Source organism: Vampirovibrio sp. (genome assembly GCF_041737375.1).
Classification (GTDB): Bacteria; Cyanobacteriota; Vampirovibrionia; order Vampirovibrionales; family Vampirovibrionaceae; genus Vampirovibrio.
The window spans coordinates 225,530-247,600 of the sequence record NZ_JBGSRV010000018.1; the positions used below are offsets into that span (position 1 = coordinate 225,530).

General features: G+C 51.5%; 19 protein-coding genes. 14 read left to right on the forward strand and 5 right to left on the reverse strand.

What is annotated here, in order from left to right; translation table 11 throughout:
- Positions 1-124 precede the first annotated feature (124 nt).
- The 5 genes from ACEW81_RS12480 to sucD all read left to right on the forward strand — a co-directional run bounded on the left by ACEW81_RS12480 (position 125) and on the right by sucD (position 5,889).
- Positions 125-2,137 carry an ATP-dependent DNA helicase gene (locus ACEW81_RS12480; RefSeq protein WP_373533318.1) on the forward strand — a complete coding sequence of 671 codons (2,013 nt, stop codon included), beginning with the start codon at positions 125-127 and terminating at the stop codon, positions 2,135-2,137.
- Positions 2,138-2,467: 330 nt separating this feature from the next.
- Entirely contained in the window at positions 2,468-2,872 is a 405-nt protein-coding gene (locus ACEW81_RS12485) for a DUF1292 domain-containing protein (protein ID WP_373533319.1), read from the forward strand.
- Positions 2,873-2,988: 116 nt separating this feature from the next.
- Positions 2,989-4,167 (forward strand): ADP-forming succinate--CoA ligase subunit beta, encoded by a 1,179-nt coding sequence (gene sucC / locus ACEW81_RS12490; RefSeq protein WP_373533320.1) that lies wholly within the window; start codon positions 2,989-2,991, stop codon positions 4,165-4,167.
- A 7-nt stretch (positions 4,168-4,174) separates the two neighbouring features.
- On the forward strand, positions 4,175-4,966 hold the full coding sequence (locus tag ACEW81_RS12495) for a hypothetical protein (RefSeq protein WP_373533321.1): 792 nt from the start codon (positions 4,175-4,177) through the stop codon (positions 4,964-4,966).
- A 20-nt stretch (positions 4,967-4,986) separates the two neighbouring features.
- Positions 4,987-5,889 carry a succinate--CoA ligase subunit alpha gene (sucD, locus tag ACEW81_RS12500; RefSeq protein ID WP_373533322.1) on the forward strand — a complete coding sequence of 301 codons (903 nt, stop codon included), beginning with the start codon at positions 4,987-4,989 and terminating at the stop codon, positions 5,887-5,889.
- Positions 5,890-5,959: 70 nt separating this feature from the next.
- Here sucD and ACEW81_RS12505 read toward each other — a convergent pair whose 3' ends face one another.
- Both ACEW81_RS12505 and ACEW81_RS12510 read right to left on the reverse strand, forming a co-directional pair.
- Entirely contained in the window at positions 5,960-6,604 is a 645-nt protein-coding gene (locus ACEW81_RS12505) for a hypothetical protein (RefSeq protein WP_373533323.1), read from the reverse strand.
- Positions 6,605-6,814: 210 nt separating this feature from the next.
- The gene (locus ACEW81_RS12510; protein ID WP_373533324.1) at positions 6,815-9,991 is read right to left on the reverse strand and encodes a glycoside hydrolase family 10-like protein; all 3,177 of its coding nucleotides are present in this window, start codon (positions 9,989-9,991) and stop codon (positions 6,815-6,817) included.
- 47 nt (positions 9,992-10,038) lie between these two features.
- Between ACEW81_RS12510 and ACEW81_RS12515 the strand changes: the two genes are divergently transcribed.
- From ACEW81_RS12515 to speD (ACEW81_RS12545), 7 genes are all read left to right on the forward strand, one after another.
- Complete coding sequence (locus ACEW81_RS12515; RefSeq protein WP_373533325.1) at positions 10,039-10,734, forward strand: HEAT repeat domain-containing protein; 696 nt, start codon at positions 10,039-10,041, stop codon at positions 10,732-10,734.
- 215 nt (positions 10,735-10,949) lie between these two features.
- Positions 10,950-12,596 (forward strand): S-layer homology domain-containing protein, encoded by a 1,647-nt coding sequence (locus ACEW81_RS12520; protein WP_373533326.1) that lies wholly within the window; start codon positions 10,950-10,952, stop codon positions 12,594-12,596.
- 163 nt (positions 12,597-12,759) lie between these two features.
- Positions 12,760-14,400, forward strand: a complete 1,641-nt coding sequence (locus ACEW81_RS12525; RefSeq protein WP_373533327.1) for a glycosyltransferase family 39 protein — start codon at positions 12,760-12,762, stop codon at positions 14,398-14,400.
- 156 nt (positions 14,401-14,556) lie between these two features.
- Entirely contained in the window at positions 14,557-15,555 is a 999-nt protein-coding gene (locus tag ACEW81_RS12530) for an esterase/lipase family protein (protein WP_373533328.1), read from the forward strand.
- 149 nt (positions 15,556-15,704) lie between these two features.
- Complete coding sequence (locus tag ACEW81_RS12535) at positions 15,705-15,971, forward strand: hypothetical protein (RefSeq protein WP_373533329.1); 267 nt, start codon at positions 15,705-15,707, stop codon at positions 15,969-15,971.
- A gap of 125 nt (positions 15,972-16,096) precedes the next feature.
- A complete protein-coding gene (speD, locus tag ACEW81_RS12540) occupies positions 16,097-16,537 on the forward strand; it encodes an adenosylmethionine decarboxylase (protein ID WP_373533330.1) in 441 nt (146 codons plus the stop codon).
- Positions 16,534-16,968, forward strand: a complete 435-nt coding sequence (speD, locus tag ACEW81_RS12545; protein ID WP_373533331.1) for an S-adenosylmethionine decarboxylase — start codon at positions 16,534-16,536, stop codon at positions 16,966-16,968. Before speD (ACEW81_RS12540) ends, speD (ACEW81_RS12545) begins: the two co-directional genes overlap by 4 nt.
- A gap of 201 nt (positions 16,969-17,169) precedes the next feature.
- On the opposite strand, the gene ACEW81_RS12550 is transcribed toward speD (ACEW81_RS12545), so the two are convergent.
- The gene (locus tag ACEW81_RS12550) at positions 17,170-17,454 is read right to left on the reverse strand and encodes an ArsR/SmtB family transcription factor (RefSeq protein ID WP_373533332.1); all 285 of its coding nucleotides are present in this window, start codon (positions 17,452-17,454) and stop codon (positions 17,170-17,172) included.
- A gap of 238 nt (positions 17,455-17,692) precedes the next feature.
- On the opposite strand from ACEW81_RS12550, the gene ACEW81_RS12555 reads away from it, so the two are divergent.
- Complete coding sequence (locus tag ACEW81_RS12555; RefSeq protein ID WP_373533333.1) at positions 17,693-19,291, forward strand: FAD-dependent oxidoreductase; 1,599 nt, start codon at positions 17,693-17,695, stop codon at positions 19,289-19,291.
- A gap of 190 nt (positions 19,292-19,481) precedes the next feature.
- Complete coding sequence (locus tag ACEW81_RS12560; RefSeq protein ID WP_373533334.1) at positions 19,482-20,735, forward strand: serine hydrolase; 1,254 nt, start codon at positions 19,482-19,484, stop codon at positions 20,733-20,735.
- Positions 20,736-20,894: 159 nt separating this feature from the next.
- Here ACEW81_RS12560 and ACEW81_RS12565 read toward each other — a convergent pair whose 3' ends face one another.
- Entirely contained in the window at positions 20,895-21,476 is a 582-nt protein-coding gene (locus tag ACEW81_RS12565) for an inorganic diphosphatase (RefSeq protein WP_373533335.1), read from the reverse strand.
- Positions 21,477-21,588: 112 nt separating this feature from the next.
- Positions 21,589-21,972 carry a DUF4383 domain-containing protein gene (locus ACEW81_RS12570; protein WP_373533336.1) on the reverse strand — a complete coding sequence of 128 codons (384 nt, stop codon included), beginning with the start codon at positions 21,970-21,972 and terminating at the stop codon, positions 21,589-21,591.
- Between the last annotated feature and the right edge of the window lie 99 nt (positions 21,973-22,071).

Below are 22,071 nucleotides of genomic sequence, written 5' to 3' on the forward strand. Positions count from 1 at the left end.
GCTCATGTCTGAGCGGCGCAAGACAAGGCCTTCCAAAAGTGCTATCTTAGCAAAGCGAACATTTTTTCGAGTTGTGATTCGAGTTTTTAAATGCCCCTGTTAGAGAGTGTCCCGGTCCCCCCTCATGAACATTCTGGATAAATATTTCGAGATTTTGCGGCAATTCAGCAACTATGAACCCCGCAAAGCCCAGGAACTGATGGTTTCCAGGGTGGCGCAAAGCATCGCTTTAAAGCAAACCCTGGTGGTGGAAGCGGGAACCGGCTCGGGCAAGTCCTTTGGCTATCTCATCCCGGCTCTGTTTCAGGATCGGCTGGATGCCGAGGGCAAAAAAAAGCCGGTGGCCATTTCCACGGCTACCATTGCCTTGCAGGAGCAACTGCTGCAAAAAGACATTCCCTTTCTGGCCAAAGCCGCCGGACTGGAAAACCTGAACGTCAAGCTGGTAAAAGGGCGGGGCAACTACCTGTGCATTCAAAAGCTAACCGAGCTGGAACGACAGGTAAAAAGCAATTCCTCCGAGTTTTTGCACATCAACTACCTCAAATCGGAGCTACAAGGCGGCTGGAACGGGGATATCGCAGACTTGGAGTTTTCCATTCCGCCCGAACTGTGGAAGGAAATTCGATCCGATTCGGAAGATTGCCTGGGCAGGCGTTGCCGGTTTTATGATCAAAACCCCTATCGCCAAGCCCGAGAGGATTTGGATCAGGCGGATGTGCTGATTGCCAACCATGCCCTGTATTTGCAGGATTTATCGGCGGCCCAAAGCCTTCTGCCGCCTCATGATGTGGTCATTTTTGATGAGGCCCACCAGCTGAAGCATTACGCCTTGGGGGCCTTTACGGTTCGCATTGGCAAGTTCGCCACCCAAAAGCTGTTGCAAAAAATTCACCGGCGCTTACAACCCCTGCCCGAGCATTTTCATCACCAAATCGTAGAGTCGGAATCGGCCATTTTTGAATGGCTGTTTCGTTCCGAAAACAGCGTGTTTCGGCTTTACCCGGATGATCTGTTTCTGTACATCGTGAAAAAACACATTTTTGTGCTGCAGGAGCTGGAACAGTGGCTGGTAGGCATGGACGTCAAGCAACTCACCATCATCCGCCCGGATCTGTTTGAATCGGAACTGGATATGGACAAGGCCAAGGTTCAGCGGGAAAAGCTGATTAAACAGCTGCAAGGGCTGATTGCCCGCTGGGAATATTTTTTAGAGGAAGATCCCTTCTCCAAGCAACGGGTCAATTGGGTGGAGGTGGATAAGGATCGCCTTTACTACGAGTTGAAATCCACCCCGCTGAATATTTCAGAAATTATGGGAACCCAGCTTTGGCAGGAAAAAACGGGCATTTTAACCAGCGCCACACTTGCGGTGAATAACAACCTGGCCTTTATTCGCAAGGATTTGGGCATTGAGGAATCGGAAGACATGGTGTTGCCCAGCCCGTTTAACTACGAAGATCAATGCGTGTTGTACCTGCCTTCTCACCTGCCAGACCCCAATAGCGACCTGTTCAACATTGCCATTACTGAGGAAATCGCCGACATTTTGCACCTCTCACAAGGCCGAGCCTTTGTGTTGTTTACCAGCAATCAGGCCATGCGGCGGGTGAGTGACGCCCTGATTCCCCGCTTGCCGTTTCCCTGCAAGGTGCAAGGCGAAATGCCCCGAAACCGCTTGATTGAGTGGTTCAAGGAAACCCCCAACAGCGTCATCTTCGCCACCTCCACCTTTTGGGAGGGCATTGATGTACCCGGTGAATCCTTAAGCTGTGTAATTATGGATAAAATCCCCTTCTCCCCGCCCGGAGATCCGGTCAATCAGGCGGTGGTGGATTACATTAAGGCCCGAGGCGACGACTGGTTTGGGCAATATGTACTGCCTCAGGCGGTCATTAAGCTCAAGCAGGGCTTTGGCCGACTCATCCGAACGGGTCATGATAAAGGACTGGTGGCCATTCTGGATCCCCGGGTTCGCCAAAAAGGGTACGGTAAAATCATTCAGCGCAGCCTGCCTGCCGTGCAAACCGTGCAACGCTTAAGTGATGTCCCGTTCTGGTTGTTCGCCCCGCTGGAGCCGGTTACCGAAGAGACCGCCCAGCTTGATTCCCCCACCCCCTTGCCCAAAGCCATTTAGGCGGGCTGATTGAATCGTTCAAACGAGTTTCAAGGCGTTTGAATTTGTTTCAACGCGCCTCCATTCAATGCCCCTCCATTCTCCAGCTCGGGGCTTTGCGGCTTCTGACGGGATGCTCATCCACGTTGGCGATTTGCGCCTGTTTCGCAATATAGGGCCTTGTTTGGCGGCTTTTGTGTTAGACTTTCCCATGACCTAAAATGAGCTTCAAAATAAGCTGACCTCAGGCAAGGTTCAAGCAAGCGCTCAGCCACTCAGCTGATTGGGCGTACTTCCCTTAGAAAACCATCCACACCATAAAACACACAGTTAAAAAAGGAATCAGTTCAAATGATTGAAAACGGACGTGCTACCGAAAACGGTAACTACAGTGAAACCGATATTATCGAAACCACTGATGAAGACGGACAAGTTCATGTCTTTGAAAAAGTCAGCGAACTGGAAGTAGATGGCCAGGAGTACGCTCTACTGATCTACAAGGGCAACCAGCCCGATGAGGCCGACGAAGCTGAAGAGGGCGCTGAAAAAGACGCCGTCGAGGGTGAAGAGAGCGAAGAAGAAGAAGTGGTGGTCATGCGCATCACTTACGAAGATGGCCAGGAAGTGTATGAAGCCATTGAAGATGAAGAAGAGTTTGAAAAAGTGGTTGCCTTCATCGACAACATGGATGATGAAGAAGCCGGGGTTATGATTGACCTGAGCGAGTTTACCGAAGAGGAAAAAGACGAGAAGTAATTCCCTCGTCTTTTCTCATTCTTTAACTTTTGAGTTTGAGCATTGTCTGAAAGTCATCCTCACGGATTGACTTTCAGGCGTTCAGTTTTGTTTTCCCTTTAGAGAGAGGTTTACCCATGAAGATCCATGAGTATCAGGCCAAAGAGCTGTTTCGCAAGTACAACATTCCCGTTCCCGACGGCCAAGTGGCTTTTAATGCCGATGAAGCCGTTCAGGTGGCACAAATTTTAAAAACCAAAGACAACCGCTATGTAGTGAAAGCCCAAATTCACGCCGGTGGACGGGGCAAGGGCGGCGGCGTCAAAGTAGTGGATTCTCTGGATGGGGTACGCGAAGCGGCCAAGCAAATTATCGGCATGCAACTCATCACTCATCAAACTGGCCCGGAAGGCAAAAAAGTGAAATCCGTGCTGGTGGAAGAAGCCTCTTCCATTGCCCGTGAGTTGTACATCAGCATCGTGCTGGATCGGGCCACCGCTCGCCCGGTGATTATGGCCTCTCAGGACGGCGGCATGGATATTGAGGAAGTGGCCGAAAAAACGCCAGAGCGAATCATCAAGGAGTTCATCCATCCGGTGATCGGCTTGCAGGCTTATCAGGCCCGCAAAATCGCCTACGCCCTGGATATTCCACAAGAAGGCATGAAAGACGCCCTGAAGCTAATCATGAACCTGTACAAAGTGTTTATGGAAGCCGATTGCGCCATGGTGGAAATCAACCCACTGGTAGTGACCACCGACAACCGGGTGTTTGCCCTGGATGCCAAAGTGGACTTTGATTCCAACGCCCTGTTCCGCCATGCCGACATTGTGTCCTACCGGGATTTGGATGAGGAAGATCCGCTGGAAGTGGAAGCCTCTCGCTATAACCTGAACTACATCAAGCTGGAAGGCAACGTGGGCTGTCTGGTGAACGGCGCCGGTCTGGCGATGGCCACCATGGACATCATTAAGCAATACGGCGCCGCACCGGCCAACTTTTTGGATGTGGGCGGCAGCGCCACCGATGAAGCGCTGGAAAACGCCTTCCGTATTTTGCTATCGGATGAAACCGTGGAAGTGGTGTTTATCAACATTTTCGGCGGCATCCTGCGTTGCGACAAACTGGCTGAAGGCGTGGTTAAAGCCGCCCGCAAGCTGGAAATGCGCTTACCGCTGGTCATCCGCATGAAAGGCACCAACGTGGATCAGGGCAAGCAAATTCTGGCCGATTCCGGCATTCAATACGCCGTTGAAGAAACCCTGGAAGCCGCCGCCAGCAAAGTGGCCAGCTTCCTGAAGCAGCCTGTCGCTTAACAGAACAATGTCTTTTACACGGTTCATAATAACAAAGCCTGATTCTTGTACTCTCCCTTGCTCAAAATTTTTTTCTGAGCAAGGGAAGATTATTGATTTTGCTTTTTATATAGCATCTATGGCTGTCCATATTGACCGAACCACCCAAATTGCAAAAAAAACATTAGAGTTTAATCCTTTAGTTGATAAAGAAATAAATTATGACGACTATGAAGTAGACATGAAGAGTGAAAAAGCTCATCCAGTCTTAGTAAAGCTTGGATCCTATAATATTTTCATCAGGGAATTAATGCTTTCTCGAGGCGTAGACAATTATTTAGCCTATATTTCAGAATTACTTTTCTTGATCTTCAAATCAAAACCAGAAATGCTGAAGTCAAATGAGCAAATAACTATTGAAACCATCTTGCACCATTCATCTATGGATGACCTGCTAATAACAATTGCGGAAAAAAAAGTTCACGAGCTTTCTTACCAAGGATTAAAAGAATTAGCTCTTTATTTGAAGAGTAAATTTGGTCTGATTCTTTTTCAGTCCCAAGCAGAAATCCTTAAAGCCATTGAAATTATAGAAATACGGAACCTTATTATCCACAACAGAGGCGTAATCAATAACATCTACCTTAAAAAAACAAAATCTAAAAATTATGAGATAGGTCAAAAACTAGACCTTTCTATAGAAACTATTCAAGACTATCTAAATTTTTTAGCAAATTCTGTACAAGAAATCGACAGTGCAGCTATAGATAAATTTTCACTCAAACCAGAAACAAATAATTTAAATATTGAGGTCGCATAATTTTTAGAAGGAAACGCAAAATGGCAGTTTTAGTTGATAAGAACACCAAACTACTCGTACAGGGCATTACCGGGAAAGAAGGGTCTTTTCATGCGGAAGGCTGCATGAAGTATGGCACCAATCTGGTGGGCGGGGTTACCCCCGGCAAGGGCGGCACCAGCGTGACACTGGATGGCAAGCAGATTCCGGTATTCAACACCGTGCTGGAAGCCCGTGAGGCCACCGGGGCCAACGCCACCATGATTTTTGTACCGCCCCCATTCGCCGCTGACGCGGTGATGGAAGCCACTGCCGCTGGCATTGAGCTGGTGATTTGCATCACCGAAGGCATTCCGGTGAATGACATGATGAAGGTCAAGCAGTTTATGCGGGATTTCCCCAATACCCGCTTGATTGGCCCCAACTGCCCCGGGGTTATTTCTCCCGAGCTGGCTAAAATTGGCATTATGCCCGGCCCTATTCACAAAAAAGGCCCGGTGGGCGTGGTTTCCCGCTCTGGAACGCTAACCTATGAAGCGGTGGATCAGCTGACCCAGCGTGGCATTGGGCAATCCACCTGCATTGGCATTGGTGGGGACCCCATTAACGGCACCAACTTTATTGACGCCCTGACCCTGTTTGAAGCGGACCCTGAAACCAAGGCCATTATGATGATTGGCGAAATTGGGGGCACCGCTGAAGAGGAAGCCGCCGAGTTTGCCAAAAAACATGTGACCAAGCCCATTGTGTGCTTCATTGCGGGCCAAACCGCCCCAACCGGAAAGCGCATGGGCCATGCCGGAGCCATTATTTCCGGGGGCAAAGGCACCGCCGCCGAAAAAATGAAAGTGCTGGAAGCCGCTGGCATTACCGTGGTGGTTAGCCCCGCTGAAATGGGCGAAACCATTGCCAAAAAACTGGGCGTGCCGGTGCTGGCCAAATAAACGATCTTTTCAAACACCGAAAAGGGAGGCTATTGATTGATAGCCTCCCTTTTAATTCCTTTTGAATGGGTTATTTTTGCATTTCCGCCCATTGTTTCAGCACAGCCAAACGATCTCTCAGGTCCGCCTGCAGGATTCGCAAATCCCAGTAAGCCACATCAGCCTGATGGGTGGTAGGACTTAATAAAAACCGGCTATACTCAAGCATCAGATCTCTCAATGGTATCCTGGGCTTGGACTTTAGCGCTTCAGACGAGGGGACTAACCCCATCGACGAGGCTATCGAGCCCGGAATGCCCACCAAACTTCTCAAATTATGGACAATATCATCCCATTGTCGAATGGGCCGGAAAATTTCAGTTTGCTCAGAGAGTTTTAGCAGGCATGATTCGGGAATCCCGTTCAAATAAGCCTCAATTTTTTTTAATGCTTTGGGATCAACCTCTTCTCCGCTCAAGGCCAGCACAAAAACCGCTCTCATCAACTCACTGGATTTTTTCAGGCTTTTTTGGGCCACCATAATAACCGGAAATTGTTTTAAAACGGCGGCGTCATACTGCTTTTCTTCCATCGGGGGAGGTATAAAGCGAGCCAGCGTCAGCCGGGTAAAATACACATCCGATTGAGCGCCAAAATCCCGATTGTTACGCTGAGCGCTTACTTTTACGGAAGTTCTTGCTTTTGGATGAAGCGCAGCCGCTTTGCGAATAACCATTGGCTCTTTACGAGAAGCTGAAAGGGGTGAGTTAGCGGTAGTTTGCTGGTTTTGAAAACCCGGCACAGGCTGAGAGAGCCTGGAAAGACTTTGAAACATTATATAAACCTACTTGAGATTGATTATGGGGAAACAGAAATGAATCTTACTACAACGGCTACAACATAACCAAACCCCAAAAACCCAACTCTCAAAAAGCAGGGTCAATTTTTACTGGGTTTTGGCCGCTTTACCCAACACACGGACAGACGATGGCGATGGCGCAGCGCCTTTCACCGGCAAAGCGGGGGCCACGAACTTGGCCGCCTTGATAGTAACGCTATTTCTAGCCGCAATATAATTCAGCAATTCATCGAGCAATTGTATTTTATGATTAAAATATTCAGCCCGAAACCGATTATTTTGCTCACTCTGAAGCCAGTGATCGGTAGCCAGACGCAAGGCCATCAAAGCCTCCTGAGCAGCCCCAAGCGATCCGGCAGGTATTTGGCCGGTGGCTTTAAAGCCGGATAAAGCGCTTAAACGGGTATGGAATTGCATGATAGAAGTTTGAATCTCTTGAATTTGAGGTGCGCTTAAGGTGGACAAAGCCCCTTTGGCTTGCAGGGTATTAAATTTTTGGCCGTAATCATCCAGAATTAATTGCAGGGATTTCACCACATTCTGGTGAGGCGGAATGGCGGTTTGTTCTTTGTAAGGGCCTGCTCCCAGGGTGTCAATTTTTTCCTGATCCAGATGAGCGCCCGCAAAGAGGGTGGCCCCCAGCCCGCCATGTTGACGCAAGGCTTCCAGTTGTTCCACCAGTTGCCCGCCATCCAAACGGTGCAGGGCAATGCCGGGATAAATGAGAGAACGCTTTTTGGGGGATGACTGCACATAGTCAAACATGCCTTGTAGCCGCTGGGGATCAGACGTATAAGACATGGGGCTGAGGGTATCCACCCAGCCATTATCAATCCAGGTTTCCCAATCCTGTTGAATGGAAACAATACGGGATTCTCGGCGCATGGGAAAAACAGCGGCGGAAATCATTAACTGCGGCTTGATTTTACGCAACCGCTCGGAAACCTGCTGCACAAACGAGCTGACCTGATAGGTTTTCCAGGCAATCCACAGTTTGGCGGTGTAATCATCCAGATTATCCAGCGATTGGCCGGTGGCCTGATAAAAACGGTCACGCCCCACCGGGTCAAACCCCATGCGGGTGGCGGAGGTTTGAAAAGGGTAGCGAATATAATCCAGTTGCAGGCCATCCACATCGTACTGGCTCACAATTTCCTCGTAGACCTTTAACAACAAGGCCCGGCCTTTGTCACTGGCCGGATTCAGCCAGTACTCATGCTGGCGGCTCCCTGCCTTCAAACTGCCTTCACGGCTGCGTAAGGCTTCACTCATTAATCCGCCTTCAGCCAGCACCGGCCCCGGATAACTGTCGGGCTGGGCAATCAGCACGTTATGGCGCTGGTTACCCACCGCAAACACCCAAACCCAGGCATGCACTTCCATACCCAGCTGGTGTCCCTCTTCCACCGCCGCTTTTAAAGGGTCCCAACCTTGCACCATTGGATTGCGCTTTAAAATAGCGCTGGGGTAAATCGGAAATCCGGCGTTCAGGGTTTCAAAATAAACGATATTAATCCCGGCCTGATGGAGTTTCAGCATCAGTTTTTTGAGTTCCAACGGATTTTTGGTTTGCAAAATGGTGCCGCGATCCAGCCAAATGGCCCTGCCTTCAACACGGGGAGAGGCGCTGGTTAGCGCCAAAGCACGCAGGGTGATGCGGCGGGCCTCGGCATACTGGTTAAGCCCCGCTTCGGTTTGATTGTTTAAATACAAGGACTCAAACTTGCGCTTGTGCTGATAGGCTTCCTTTAACATGGCCCGAATCTTCTCTTCCGGCACCTCCAGACTAAGCTGGCGAGCGGTTTCCAGGGCATTGTTAATGCGGCGGTTATAATCATCCAGAATTCGCAAGTTGTAGGAATAAGTTCCGTAATCAAAAGCCGGGGCCAGCACTTCCGCCGCTTCCGGATCTAAAAAACTGAACGGTTTCTGGGGCTGTTGAGGGGCGGCGGGGTCAACCGGCTGGGCCACGTTAGAAGACGGCGTAGTGAGCAAGGCACTGGGCCCGCTGGGAGGATTCCCCGGCGTGTCAGGCTCTGCCCCGCCCAGAATATTGTTCAGCACCTCTGCCTCAGTTTCGGCTTCCGCCTGCTCCTTGCTAACTTTGCTGGACTTTTTGACTGGCACGGCCAGTGCCGGTTTAACCGCAGGAGCTTTAGAAACAGGCGTTTTAGAAGCAGGAGCTTTATCAAAAGAAATTGGATTAGCAGGCTGAGCCGTTGGGGCTTTTGGAGCCGCCGAAGTGGAAGGCTCGGGTGGTGCCGGTTTAACACTGCTGGCTTTTTCAACGACGTTTTCAGCAACAGGGGTTTCCGCCTCGGCAATGGCCACCGGAGAAGAGGGTGTGCTGGGAGCTTTGACCATTGCCGCTTTATTGGCTTCCAGTGCCAGATTAAAAGCGTAATCGGGGCTTAAAGCGCTTTTTGGGAGTTTTTCAGGGTCAGCGCCATTAACAGCGGTTTGATCCGTTTTTTCTCTGGCAGTTTTTTCTCGGGCCGCTTTTTCAAACCCAACGGGCGGTTGAGTCGCCCCCCCTCCCGAAAAAACAATGGAATCGGGCTTAGCCATTGGCATCACCCGAGTTAAGGCCAGTATCAGGGTTTGATTGGAAAGACGTTGCCCCCAGGGCCAGTTTAAAAAAGCGCCTTTGGCGGTGGTGATAATAGCGGGATATTGCTGTCCCCAGTTGGCCAGCACTCGTTCATTCAAGCCGGGTTGCAGAGTCAGAACCCGACTGCCGGGGGTGAGGGCATCGCCACCGGGCAAGGAAGCCCCTTGCCAATAAAGGTTGATTTCGTTGGAAATTAAAGCCGTTCCGGTCACGTTCAGGCCAATCAGTTCCAGTAGCCGTTGGGCGGAAGGCTCAGGCACTTCTCCTGATGAAATCAGAATCACCTGACCCCCAGCCCCAACATAGCGACTTAACAGGCCAAAAGCGGAAAGTTCAACCCGACTGGACAACGGTACCAGCACATAGGGGGTCTCGGCTGGTTTCAGATGAAACAGAAAGTCTTCTTCCTGAATCAGGCGAGATTTATAGCCCGCCTCATCCATTGTTTTTAGCACCTGGCGATCCACCACGGATAAGTTAGGGCCAGTTACGGAAAAAACAGGCAGCTTTTGAGCAGCCCAGACGGAAACGCTGGTGCAGGCCCCCAGTTGAAAAGCAAACAGGAACCCGATTACAATAGAGCGACGAAAGAGACTTGCGCCATTGCGCCAGCGGAATGCTTGCGTTATTTTCGTTTTGTCAGATAGTTTCATCAAGCTCCGCGCCAGATACAGACACAATACACAGAAGGTTCTTTTTCATGCCGGATGATACAACGCCCATTGAAACCGCTATTAATATTGTAAGGCAAAAAGAGTATCCGCCTTCCAGTCGAATGAACGCCATACTATTTATGTTGGAAAAATTTGAGCCTCAGTGCCTCCCCGTGCTGGAGGAAATTTTGAAAGACCCGGAAGAAGAGCCGGATGTTCGCAGCGCCGCCGCATTGGCTTTGGGCAAAGTGGGGGGCGATGGGGCGCTTGAATTGCTTCAAAATATGGCCCACAGCGAAGACCCCATCCTGAAAAACTACTCCCTGCAAGCGCTGGGTATGACCGGACGTGAGGAAACCATTCCTGTTTTACTGGAAGCGTTGAGCGATCAGGACAATACCATTTTCGCCTCAGCCGCAGAAGCTTTGGGACGCATTGGCAAACCCGTGGTGCCCCACTTAATAACGCTACTGAACACCAGCACGGCGGAAGATGCCCGTTGTATCGCCGCTTGGCAGCTTGGCACCTTGCGCTATACCGAAGCCGTGCCCACTTTAATTGAGGTAATTCAGGCCGATAAGAACCCGGAAGTGATTGCGCTGGCCATTTGGGCTTTGGGCGAAATTGGGTTTGGCCCGCCTGAAGTGCTGGACCTGCTGCAAAAACAGCGCGCCCATGAAGATCCCGCCATTAACAAACGGGCGGAAATGGCCATTAAAAAAATCACCCGCCACGTCAATTAAGCCAGCCCAAAACTTCCACCCCTCCCCTTTTTGAAACCTAAACAGGCACTTAACCTCATGTCCCTGAACCCAACCCCATCAATTGCCTGATCGGGTAGTTGCTCCGCCCTTTTATTTCAAGCATACTGGCCCCGTTAACTGGTTGTTCAGGACTGACTGAGTGGGCTTTCCCCCTTTTATTTGCCGTTACTATTGATGGATGACTATTTAAAATCATGCCTATCTACGCACCCCTCTGCCCCACCAGCGTTTTGCCCCTGAAAGCGTCTTGCCTGAAATTGTTATCGCCTCAAGTACGATTTGGGCTAATACCACTGGCCACCGGGTTTTTAATGCTGAACGCCACTGTGGCTTACAGCGCCACCCCCTTTAAAGATCTGCCCGAGCGATACTGGGCCAACCCCGCCATTCAGTTTTTAAGCGAACGAGGCGTCATTAGCGGGTATGCCGATCAATCCTTCCAGCCCAACCGTCCGGTCACTCGGGCAGAATTTGCGGTCATTCTGGCCAAAAGCCAGGGACTGAACCCCAGCGCTTCCGGCAACATCGCAGATCACCCTGGCGGCAAGAATTTCTCGGATGTGCATCATTCCCATTGGGCGGCCAACGCCATTCAGGCCATCGTCAAGCAGGGCTGGATGTCCGGCTATCCCAACCGGCGGTTTCACCCCAATCAAATCCTGACCATGGCTGAAATGTATGTGATTTTGTCCAAGGCCCAAACCGGGTTGGCCTCCCTCAGCCCCGCCCAAGCCGATGAGGTATTACGCTTTTACCGGGATAGTGATGAGATTCCCGCCTGGGCCAGAATACCGGTGGCGCAAGCCATTGAAAGCGGTATTACGGTAACGGAGCGATCCAAAACCAAATTGTTTCCCAATTCACCCGCCGTGCGGGCCAATGTGGCCATCTCCGTGGCCAAACTGGTGAATCCGGCCTTGAGAGACAACAAGGCGGAGGGCTCGCCCCAAATCCCCGCAACCCAAAGATCCGCCCCACCGGCAGAAGACATTTCAGCGGTGAATCTGGTAGGGGTTCTGGAAAATACGCCTCCAAGCGATCAATGGATTTTAGTTCGAGCCGATGGCCGACGCTTTCCCTTATCGCCGGGTGCGCTGGATACCAGACAGTGGCAAGCCGGTCAGCAAGTTCGTATTACCGGCAATCTGAATGCGGTGGTTGGCACTGCGGCCAATCCTACCGTGGTGGTGCAGACCTACACCCCAATCGCCCCTGCCGTCCCTCCTGCCGTTTTGAATCCAGCGCCAGAGCCAGCACCGGTTTCTTCAGAACCAGCCGCAATATCGAACCCACAGGCAGCGCCGATTTCAGAACCAACCCCAAAGCCAGAAGCAAACCCAAAGGCAGAGCCAAGCCCAAAGCCCAGCCCGGAAAGCTCAACCACAACTCCGGCGGCGGAACTGCCTACCGAGGCGGAAATGGCCCTCCCGCTGAAACAGGACATTCGGACGCCCCAACTCTACTTCCCCAATCTGGCCAATCTGGTGAGTGATCCGGCCCTGATGCTGGGAGAACCGGTGCCTCGTCCCGCACCAGAAATCAGCACGCCCCGCAAGGCAGTAGAAGCGATCCTGAAAGGGCCAACCGAGGCCGAACGACGGCAGGGATTTTTTACCGATGCGGATCTGCATCGGCTGAATGTAGGCAAACTGAGCATAGACCCTCAGGGGCTGGCCACGGTCACGCTGGAAGCCCCCGGAGACTTTCAGTTCAGCAACAGCAGCGTTCCGGCCCGCCTGAGCGAACAGATTCGACGCACCTTAACCCAGTTTGAGGGCATTCAACAGGTCAAAGTTTCGGTTAAAAACCCCAAACACAAAGATCTCTGGATTTCTCCATAACCCAATAATCCCAATATCTTGATTTCCGGCTCTGGGCTTTGGCCTGGAGCCTTGCTCTATTCAAGGCTTTTGATTGAACAGCCTCTCCCGATAATTGAACCGGGACGAAACGGCCGGTTTCTGGTATAACCCCACCTAGAGAAATACAGCCAATGAGCCGCCCATGAAACGCCTGGAGTCCCCCCAAAACCAGAGTCAACACCCCGCCCTGCCTATTTTGATAGTGGGGCTGATTCTGCTGCTGGCGCTGGGACTACGGCTGAGCAATATTGCATCCGCCAGCCTGTGGATTGATGAGATCTATTCCCTGATAGTAGCCAACACCCACCTGTTCCCGGAGCGATTGGACACCCAAATTCACACCGCCCAGTATTATTACACGCATTATTTAAGCTGGCAGCCCATGGATATGAACCGGCTGCTGGCCTTGCTTAAAATCAACGTGCATATGCCGCTCTATTACTTGCTGGTAAATCCATGGATGGGCTGGTTTGGCAATCATGCCGCCGGGTTGCGCAGCTTTTCGGCCCTGTGGTCCACGCTGATGATTTTGCCGGTATTTGGGCTGGGCCAAGCCCTGGGCGGACGGCGGGCCGGGTACCTGTGCGCCTTGGTAGCCGCATTGGCCCCCTTCCAGATTTATTACGGCCAAGAAGGCCGCATGTATGCCCTCAGCCTGTTTTGGACGGCTTGCTCTGGTCTGGCCTTCTGGAAGCTGTTATACGGGCAGCATCCTTGGCGCTGGGCTTGGCTTTACGCTCTTTTTAGCGCAGGCGGCATGCTCAGCCATTATATGTTCGTGTTTTTTCTGGGGTTTCAATTCGTGTTTGGGTGCGTTGAACTTTTTCAAAGCAAAACCCGGCAAAGCAAAAACGAGAAAAATAAAAACGGGCAAAAAGCCCTGCTCTTTCTGCCTGCTCTGGCCCTGTTAACGGGCATTGCCTTCCTGTGGCTGCCGGTGTATCAAATGCAACAACAGGGGGTGAACGATGAGTACCATTTCGCCAAAGGCTGGGTGGCCTGGAGTCGTTATCTGACCGTGCCACTGTGGCAACCGCTGGTGGTGATGGCCGGGGATAACCGGCTGGTGCGGGCCTTTTATTTCCCGCTAACCTTGTTAAGTTTTGTGGGCATTGCCTGGGGAGCTTTGGTTCACAAGATTTCCATCAGCCGAAAGCGGGAAGGCTACATGCTGGCCTGGATACTAGGCCCACTTTTCCTGCAAATAGCCTACGATGCTATAAAACACACCCATATTTCCATCATCGATCGCTATGCCATGTTGATTGCCCCGGCCATGTGCCTATGGGTGGGGCTGGCCCTTCATCGGTGGTTGCAGACAAAATCCGGCCTGCGGCCCAAGCTGGGCCTGGCGGTGCTGGCTGGCATGTTGTTTTTGGCCATCGGATGCGTGTGGGCGCCTTCTCCGTTTCGGGATGAGCATAACAAGGATGACAATATTCGGCAGAAAATCCGGTATTTTACCAGTCAGGCCCAGCCCAACGATTTAATTTTTGCCAACGGGCCTTGGGGAGCCCCCAATCTGGCCGCCTATTACCTGCATCAAAGTAGGCCCGCCCAGCCCATGCTTTACTGGATTAACCAGTTTAACGGGCAAACGGTTCCCTTGCCCAAGCCCGCTTTACTCCAGCCTTATCAGCGGGTTTGGCTGTTTAGACACCGGGCCAATAACGAGCGGGGCCTGCAAACGTGCAAGGACTATTTGCAAGCCCTGTACCCCCATGTGGTGAAAACCCATGACTGGTTCATCTATTCCCGCACTGCCCCGGCCTCAAAACCCTGAAATAAAATCAAAAAAACAGCATGCCCCAATCGATTTTGGAGATACCTCCTATATCCACTGGGGAATTGTAAATAGAGCGGTTTATCTCAGAAACCGAAGTGGTATGATAAGTATGATCGTCTCCTTTGTCGTTAGCAAAATAACCGGGTAATCCTCGTGTCCAAAAATAGCGCTTTCAAACACAAGCCCATCCCCTGGATGTATTCCACCCTGGGCAGCATGTTCGCCGCCGCTTTGATGAAATTAAACCCCATCCACCGGCGTTTGTCCGAAATGGAAATCCGCAACATTCAGGATTACTTCAACAGCGACTTTATCAACCCGCTGAAACGCCGTCCCATCAATAATTTAACCGCCTTTTTCATGAGCTACTTCAACGCCATACGGCGATTGGGACGACTGGGAAAACTGGCCCGTCAGGACTATTACGCCCTGAACCGGCAGGGGTGCTTTGCGGTGCAGGAAATCCCCACCATGGTCACTTCCGCCGATCAGGATTTGCAAAAACTGCCTTTGCTCATTGTGCCGGGGTTGAACACCCCCCCGGTTTTCTTTCGGGAAATGCATGCCTACTTTACCCAAAAAGGGTATCCGGTGGCGGTTATGTCCTTGCCAGAAAACGGACTGGCCGATGTGGCCACCGCTGCGGACAAGCTGGAAATAGAACTGGAAAACCTGAAACGCCAGTGTGATGTGAGTAAAGTAAACGTAATTGGGCATTGCCTGGGTGGGGTTATTGCCCACTACTGGCTGCAAACCAGAACTTTGAAAGCCAATTCCGTGGCCAATCTGGTTTCTTTGGGGGCCGGGTATATGGGCGCTGAAGGGGTGAAGGAACTGAAAAATCTGTGGATTCCTCGCAACCCCGGCAAACCGGTGCCCAAGGTGTTTGACGAGTTGATTCACTGGAACCTGAATCTGGTTCGCCATTCCACAGGGGTGGCCTATCACAGCTTGCTAACCGTTTGGGATTTTATGGTTCACTTTCGCAAAGGCATTCTGGAATCCACAGGCGATGTGCCCTGCAAAATCAATAACCTGATTCTGGATGATCCTGACATTGATCATTTAACCATTGCCCTGAATCATGAAGTATTTGAGCAGATTGAGCGCATGATTCGCCTACCTCAACCCAAAAATAAGGCCCGATCGTAAACAGGGTTTTTACCCCTGTATGGGAACCGCGACTATCATTTGCAAAAATAATGGTAAGAGATGGGAACACAGCCGCAAAAAATCAGTCTTAATCCCAAGTATCTTGTATTAAACGGTGTGTAAACGTGTGTGAAAGGTTTGCAAAGCCTATGCCCCATTCAGCTTTTCAACCCTTTAAGGGCAAAGCCTCCCTACCGCCACTGGACGGGGAGCGACTGCCTTTGCACCAATACTATGTGCCTAACTTGAAGGCCAAAAGCAAAAGCCAGGCTCATTCTCACAATATGGAGTTTTTGAGCAAGGTATTTTCCAGTGAAGGGGCCAGCCGTTTTTTCATTACCTTTTTGCAGCGCTTTTTATTTGATAGTGGCAACCAGTCCTCCGAAGATTACTCTACGACGGCCTTAGCCGCCTAACGCCCCATTTCGGGCGCTCATTGGGCCTGCTTCTTTTTTTAAAGAGCGCAGGCAGTGGGCGAACCGAAGGCTATGGCAAGGCTTTTTTGTGTACGCCGTATTGAATCAACGAGGAACCATTGCCAATGAACAATGTATTGGGCCGCCACTTGCTGGTGGAATTCTACGATTGCGATACCCAAACCCTGGACGACGTGGCGGGCATTGAAACCCACATGAACGATGCTGCCCGTGCCTGCGGGGCCACCATTGTACAGTCCACCTTCCATCGCTTTGAGCCTTGGGGGGTCAGCGGGGTGGTGGTCATCTCCGAATCGCATCTGGCCATTCACACCTGGCCAGAATACGGGTACGCCTCCGTGGATTTGTACACCTGCGGAGACGAAATTGATCCCATGGGCGCTTACGAGCACTTGCGGCGAGTATTGGGGGCCCAGGAAAGTGAAATCCAGATGCTCAAGCGGGGCAATCTGGATTTGATTAAAGCCAGACTGGAGCAAAACGCCCTGAGCGCCGCCGAAGCCGAACTGTCCAAAAGCATCCTGCTGAAAGGGGGTGTACTATGACCCAAGTCATTCTGCAAGCCCAGTCCAAAGCGGGTCAGGAGCCTTCTGACAACCTGGGGTTTGGGCCACATTTAATGCTGGATTGCAGGCAGTGCGACCCCACCCGCATTGGGGATTTGGCCTATGTGTTTGAGGTGCTGAACACCCTGCCTGAGCGCATAGGGATGACCAAGATCATTCAGCCCTATGTGTTTCCCTATGCGGGTCTGGTACCGGAAGATCGGGGGATCACTGGCATGGTGGTCATTGCCGAATCCCATTTGTCTTTTCATTCGTTTACGGAAAAGGATTACTTCTTTTTTGATCTGTTTAGCTGCAAACCTTTTGATGTGGAAGCGGCCCGCCAGTTCATTGTGGAAGCCTTTGACGTAAAAGACTGGGAGGCCCACTACGCCGAACGGGGCCGGTACTTCCCCCGAGGCGGGGAATAGAATATTTACTAAAAAAATGGCGGCATCCCAAACGGTGCCGCCTTTCCTTTTCTTTCTTACTGAATGCTTTCCGGTCTATCTCAATGTTTTGGGACTCAATGCTGTCCAACGTAATTCTTTTCCGATGGAACTTTCCGGAGTGATTTCGGGTGGCATTCACCCCCAAACCGAGCACAAAGTGGCTCGTTTCAGTGGCCGGTTTTAGCTGGCCGCATATAGAACCTGAAGCAAGTCCAGCAGATCGAAGGTTTTGGGGTCCCGCACCGAATAAAAAACCTGATTGGACTGCTTTCGGGATACCAGAATGTCTTTATCCCGCAACTGGCCCAAGTGCTGGGAAATATTAGACTGGGTGGTCCCCATCAGAGCTTCCAGCTGATACACACTTTTTTCGCCCGAACGCAGCACATTCAGAATGCCCAGCCGAATGGGATGCCCCAGCGCCTTTAAACGGCGGCAAACCTTATCCGATGCCTGTGCGTTCATACCGATGACCTCTTGATTTTAATTGCTTTCGCTTCAATGACCCTTGCACTTATTATATATCAATTTATTAATAAATTCTAATATTTTTATAGGCGAATGGTTATCCCTCTTCCTGCTATCCCACTGGGGAATTGAAGCTGAGGCGATCCTGCCTCACACTGGGGACAGACGGAACACACAGGAATTCGCGTTGTTTAACAACACCCGCCATCCCGTGACTAGCAGAAAGGGGACAGCCATGGCCGATGCTCGTGACCCGTTCTACGCCCACTTTGAGAACCCAGCCGAAAGCGCCACCGTTTCACTGTGGAAACACAACGCCCAGAACAGGCCCATTCGTGGCGCCCTCACCAATCAATTTCCGCCCTTAAGCGGTTCACTGGAAACGGATGTTGCCATTATCGGGGCGGGCCTGACTGGACTCAGCACAGCCCTTTTGCTGCATAGGGCCGGTTATGAAGTTGCGGTGGTGGATGCCCACCCGGTGGGGTATGGGGTCACCGGCTTTAACTCCGGACATTTAACCAGCATTTTGCTGGATACCCGATTTCAGGAATTGATACCCGCCTTTGGCGAAGCCAGCCTGCGTAGCGTGGTACGGGGCATTGAAGAAGCCATGCTTTTAATAGAACGACAGGTGACGGATTATCGAATAGATTGCGGATTCCGCTGGCTGCCGGGTTACCTGTTTGCCGAAACCACCGAGCAGCAAAAGGCTTTGCAGCAGGAAGTGGAAGCCATGGCCAAGGCAGGTCTGGCCGCCAATCGAACCTTTAACGTACCCCTGCCCTTTGCGGTGGAAGAGGGGGTTCAGGTCAGCCAGCAAGCGGCCATCGATCCCCTGCGCTACGCCCAAAGTCTGGCCGCCCAACTGCATCAGGAAGGGGTCCCCCTGTTTGAAAATGCCCGAGTCACAGACATCGAAAGCCATGGCCGAGAGGGCGGACACCTCCTGAAAACCGAAGGCGGCAGCATTCACGCCAAAAACGTGGTGATTGCCACCCACACCCCCATTGGGTTCAGACCCCTGTCTCAAACCCGGCTGGAACCGTGGCGATCTTATGTGATTGGGGTGCGAACCGACAGCGTGATTGCCGATGCCCTTTACTGGGATATGGCCGACCCCTATCACTATCTGCGACTGGCCGAGGATGAACAAGGGCCGCTCCTCATTATTGGAGGCGCGGATCATCGAACCGGAGAGTCACGCAATGCCGAGCAGTGCTTTAACCAGCTGGAAGCCTTTGCCGCCCAGCGCTTTAACGTCAACCGGGTGGATTATCGATGGTCGGCCCAGTTTTATGAACCTGCGGATGGCTTGCCCTACATTGGAAAAAGCGCCGATGTGTATATCGCCACCGGATTTTCCGGGGAAGGGCTGACTTACGGCACCCTGGCCGCTCAACTGATTAGCGATCTGATTCAGGGCATTCCCAACCCCTGCGCCGATATTTTAAGCCCCAGCCGCACCAAGCCCATTGCCTCAGCCGGTGGTTTTTTATCGGAGAACCTCAGTACGGTAGGGCATTTTGTGGGGGATCGCCTCAAAAAAACAGCCATTGAGACACCCACCGATGTTCCACCCGGCGAAGGGGCAATTTGTTTGGTGGATGGGGACAAAGTGGCCGTTTATCACAGCCCGGAAGGCGTGTTTTATGGTTTTTCTCCGGTATGTACCCACGCCCGTTGTTTGGTGGACTGGAACCCCACCGAAAAAAGCTGGGACTGCCCCTGCCATGGGGGGCGCTTTAACGCCTTGGGCCAAGTGTTAAACGGACCGCCGGTGGAGGGTCTGAAACCGGTGGAACTCAGCCCGGATCTGGATCAGTCGTTGTAGATTTGGGGGTTTACTATTCCCAAACCCAACAAAAAAGTTACAATAGAAGCATAGCCACGAGGCTGAATCACGCAAACTGAATGTTTGTGCTGTTTCATACCCCGCTTTGGCGTTTCAGCGTTTAGTAAATTCGTTTAGAGAGTTTAGAGTGAGAGCGCCGAACCTGCTTAACCCGGCAAAGGGTCTGCCAATGTCACGAAATCATAACTCGCCCCGATCGCTGTCTTACCGTCGGTACCAGCACAAAAAGCAAAGGCAGCAGCGCATGGCCATTTTGGTGCTGGGCGTGTTGCTTTTACTGGGACTGATTGGCGGGGGAATCTGGACCGCGTTTCAAGTGGTGCCTCAAGTGCTGGCTCAGGGAGTAGAGGCATTGCCCGATTTGCCCGATGGGTCACAGTCGTTCACCGATGCCCCCCCGGACACCCGCCAGTTTGAAACCTTTCTGGATCGGGATTTCGGCTTGCTAAAAATTCCCAGCCTGTTGTATTACCATAACCTGGACTACGCCTTGCTCACCCATCACGGGGCAGGCATCTTTCAAAACAAACTGATGCCGGTGATGCCGCTGGCCGAAGACGCTGCCCTAAAAAGCCAGCTAGAAGCCCTTATGGCACAGTTTCCAGCCGATCGATTCAGGCCACACTTATATTTTTACAACCCACAGGATCGCACCTACGTTGAAATCAATGGGTATGATCCGGTACCTGCCGCCAGCGTGATTAAGCTGCCCATTTTGCTGGATTACCTGATGAACGTGGACAAAAACCTGATTACCATTGATACCCCGCTGTTGTATGCCGAATATCACCGGGCGGCTGGCTCAGGCAGTCTGCAATATCAGGATCCGGGCAAGGCGTTTACCGCCAACGATGTGGCCGGACAAATGATTAGCATTAGCGACAATACCTGCACCAACATGATGATTTCTTATTTGGGTGGCACTGAGGCGGTGAACAAAAAACTGGCCAACCTGGGGCTGGTGCATACCCGCATTCGCAACTGGTTACCCGACTTAAGCGGCACCAATACCATTTCTCCCTACGAAATGGTGAGTGTGCTTTACAATATCGATTCCGGCCCGCTGGTATCCCAATTATCCCGCATTAACGGCACCGAAATTCTGGAAAGTACGCACAACCGCCGCCTGATGGTATGGCCTTTGCCCAAAGAAGCCAAAGTGGCGCACAAAACCGGGGATATCGGCACCTCACTGGGTGATTCAGGAACCGTATACCTGCCCGATGGGCGCAAGTATTTTTTATCCATGCAAGTGGAACGCCCCTATAACGATTACAGCGTAAGGGATCTCTTCCACCAGGCCTCTCGCACCATTTATGATCACGTGGCCGCCCAACCGGCACCGCTGCTGCAATCCATTGATCCCACCCAGCTCACGGAAAACCCGTCATCCCATCACACCGGGGCTTTGAAAGCGTTGTAAGCCCACGCTTTATCCCATATCGCAAAGCGGTTGTAAGCAACAGGGCAAAATCGCTTGGGCGACTGAACGCCCAAGCGATAAAATTTTACCGGCGTGTCCGGGGCCGAATTAAAAGCCTATCAAACGCAAATTGCCTGTTTAAAGCTTCCAAAAAGAATTCTAAACAGCGACTTGAAGCTCTTTCCATTCCTGGTGAGCCAGCTCGATTAGATCACTGGCTTGATAATGGTTCAGATAACCTTGAAACAGGAATGAACCCGCTCCTTTATAGCCTTCAAACCACAGCCGAATAATTTCCACCGTACCGGGGTAACGCATCAGCAAGTCCTGAATGTCCTGCACATCGGAAAAAGGACCATCTTTCAGCAAGCCCACCATCTTGGTGTCCTGCTCGCCGCCTTCGGAAAGCTGCAAAGCCCCAATCAGGCGCACATCATCCAAAGTACCCATGGGTCTGGCCGACGCCAGGGTAATAATATCCATCGGATCTCCATCGCCGCCCTTCTCTTTGGGCAACATGGTTTGCGGGATAAATCCGTAGTTCATGGGGTAGGGTAAAAAGTTGATGACCCGTGGAATCCCGTTCTCTTCATCGTGATAGAAATCGCCACTGATGGGATCGGTTTGCCATTTCTCGTTTGTGCCAGCCGGAATTTCTACCACCATCCGGTATTGTCCTTGAGGACTTTTATATGCAATATCTTGAACCGGGTTAACACCAGCGGAAATGATTTCAATCATGGTTAATGGGGAACTCCGTAAACATCTAAACCAACCACTACCATACTACAGGAACATTCAAGCGCAACCCCGGCCAGCCCATGCTTTTAAGGCCGACTTTTCCGGCCGACTTTTACAGCCGGCTTTTACGAGAAGTGTAATGCCGAACAGGAAGGGCAAACATGAGCGCTGTGGCGGTAACAGTTAAGTGCAACACATTGTCGGCCATGTTAACGGCCATACCCAAAACGCGACCATCGGGGGCCAAAAAGCCCAGCACGGTTAAAAACCCGTAAATGAGGGCAAACAGCAAGACAATCCGACGGGCCACCCCCCAATGCACCCCAAAACCCACCCCCATTAATATCAGGCCCGAAACCAGATGTAACAGATTGTGTATAAAATCAACCCGAAAAATGCCAAACAACAACCCCTGCGGCGCAAATAACGGAATGCCGCCCAAAAGGCCCAACAGAAAAAGGGCCAGCCCCACCACCTTGGCATAGGTATGAACCATCACGCATCCTCCATGGTTTTACAGGGGGTGTTACAGGGGAACCATCCGGTAATCAGTCAATCTAATCGTGATTCAATTCAGCGGGTATTCAATTCGGGA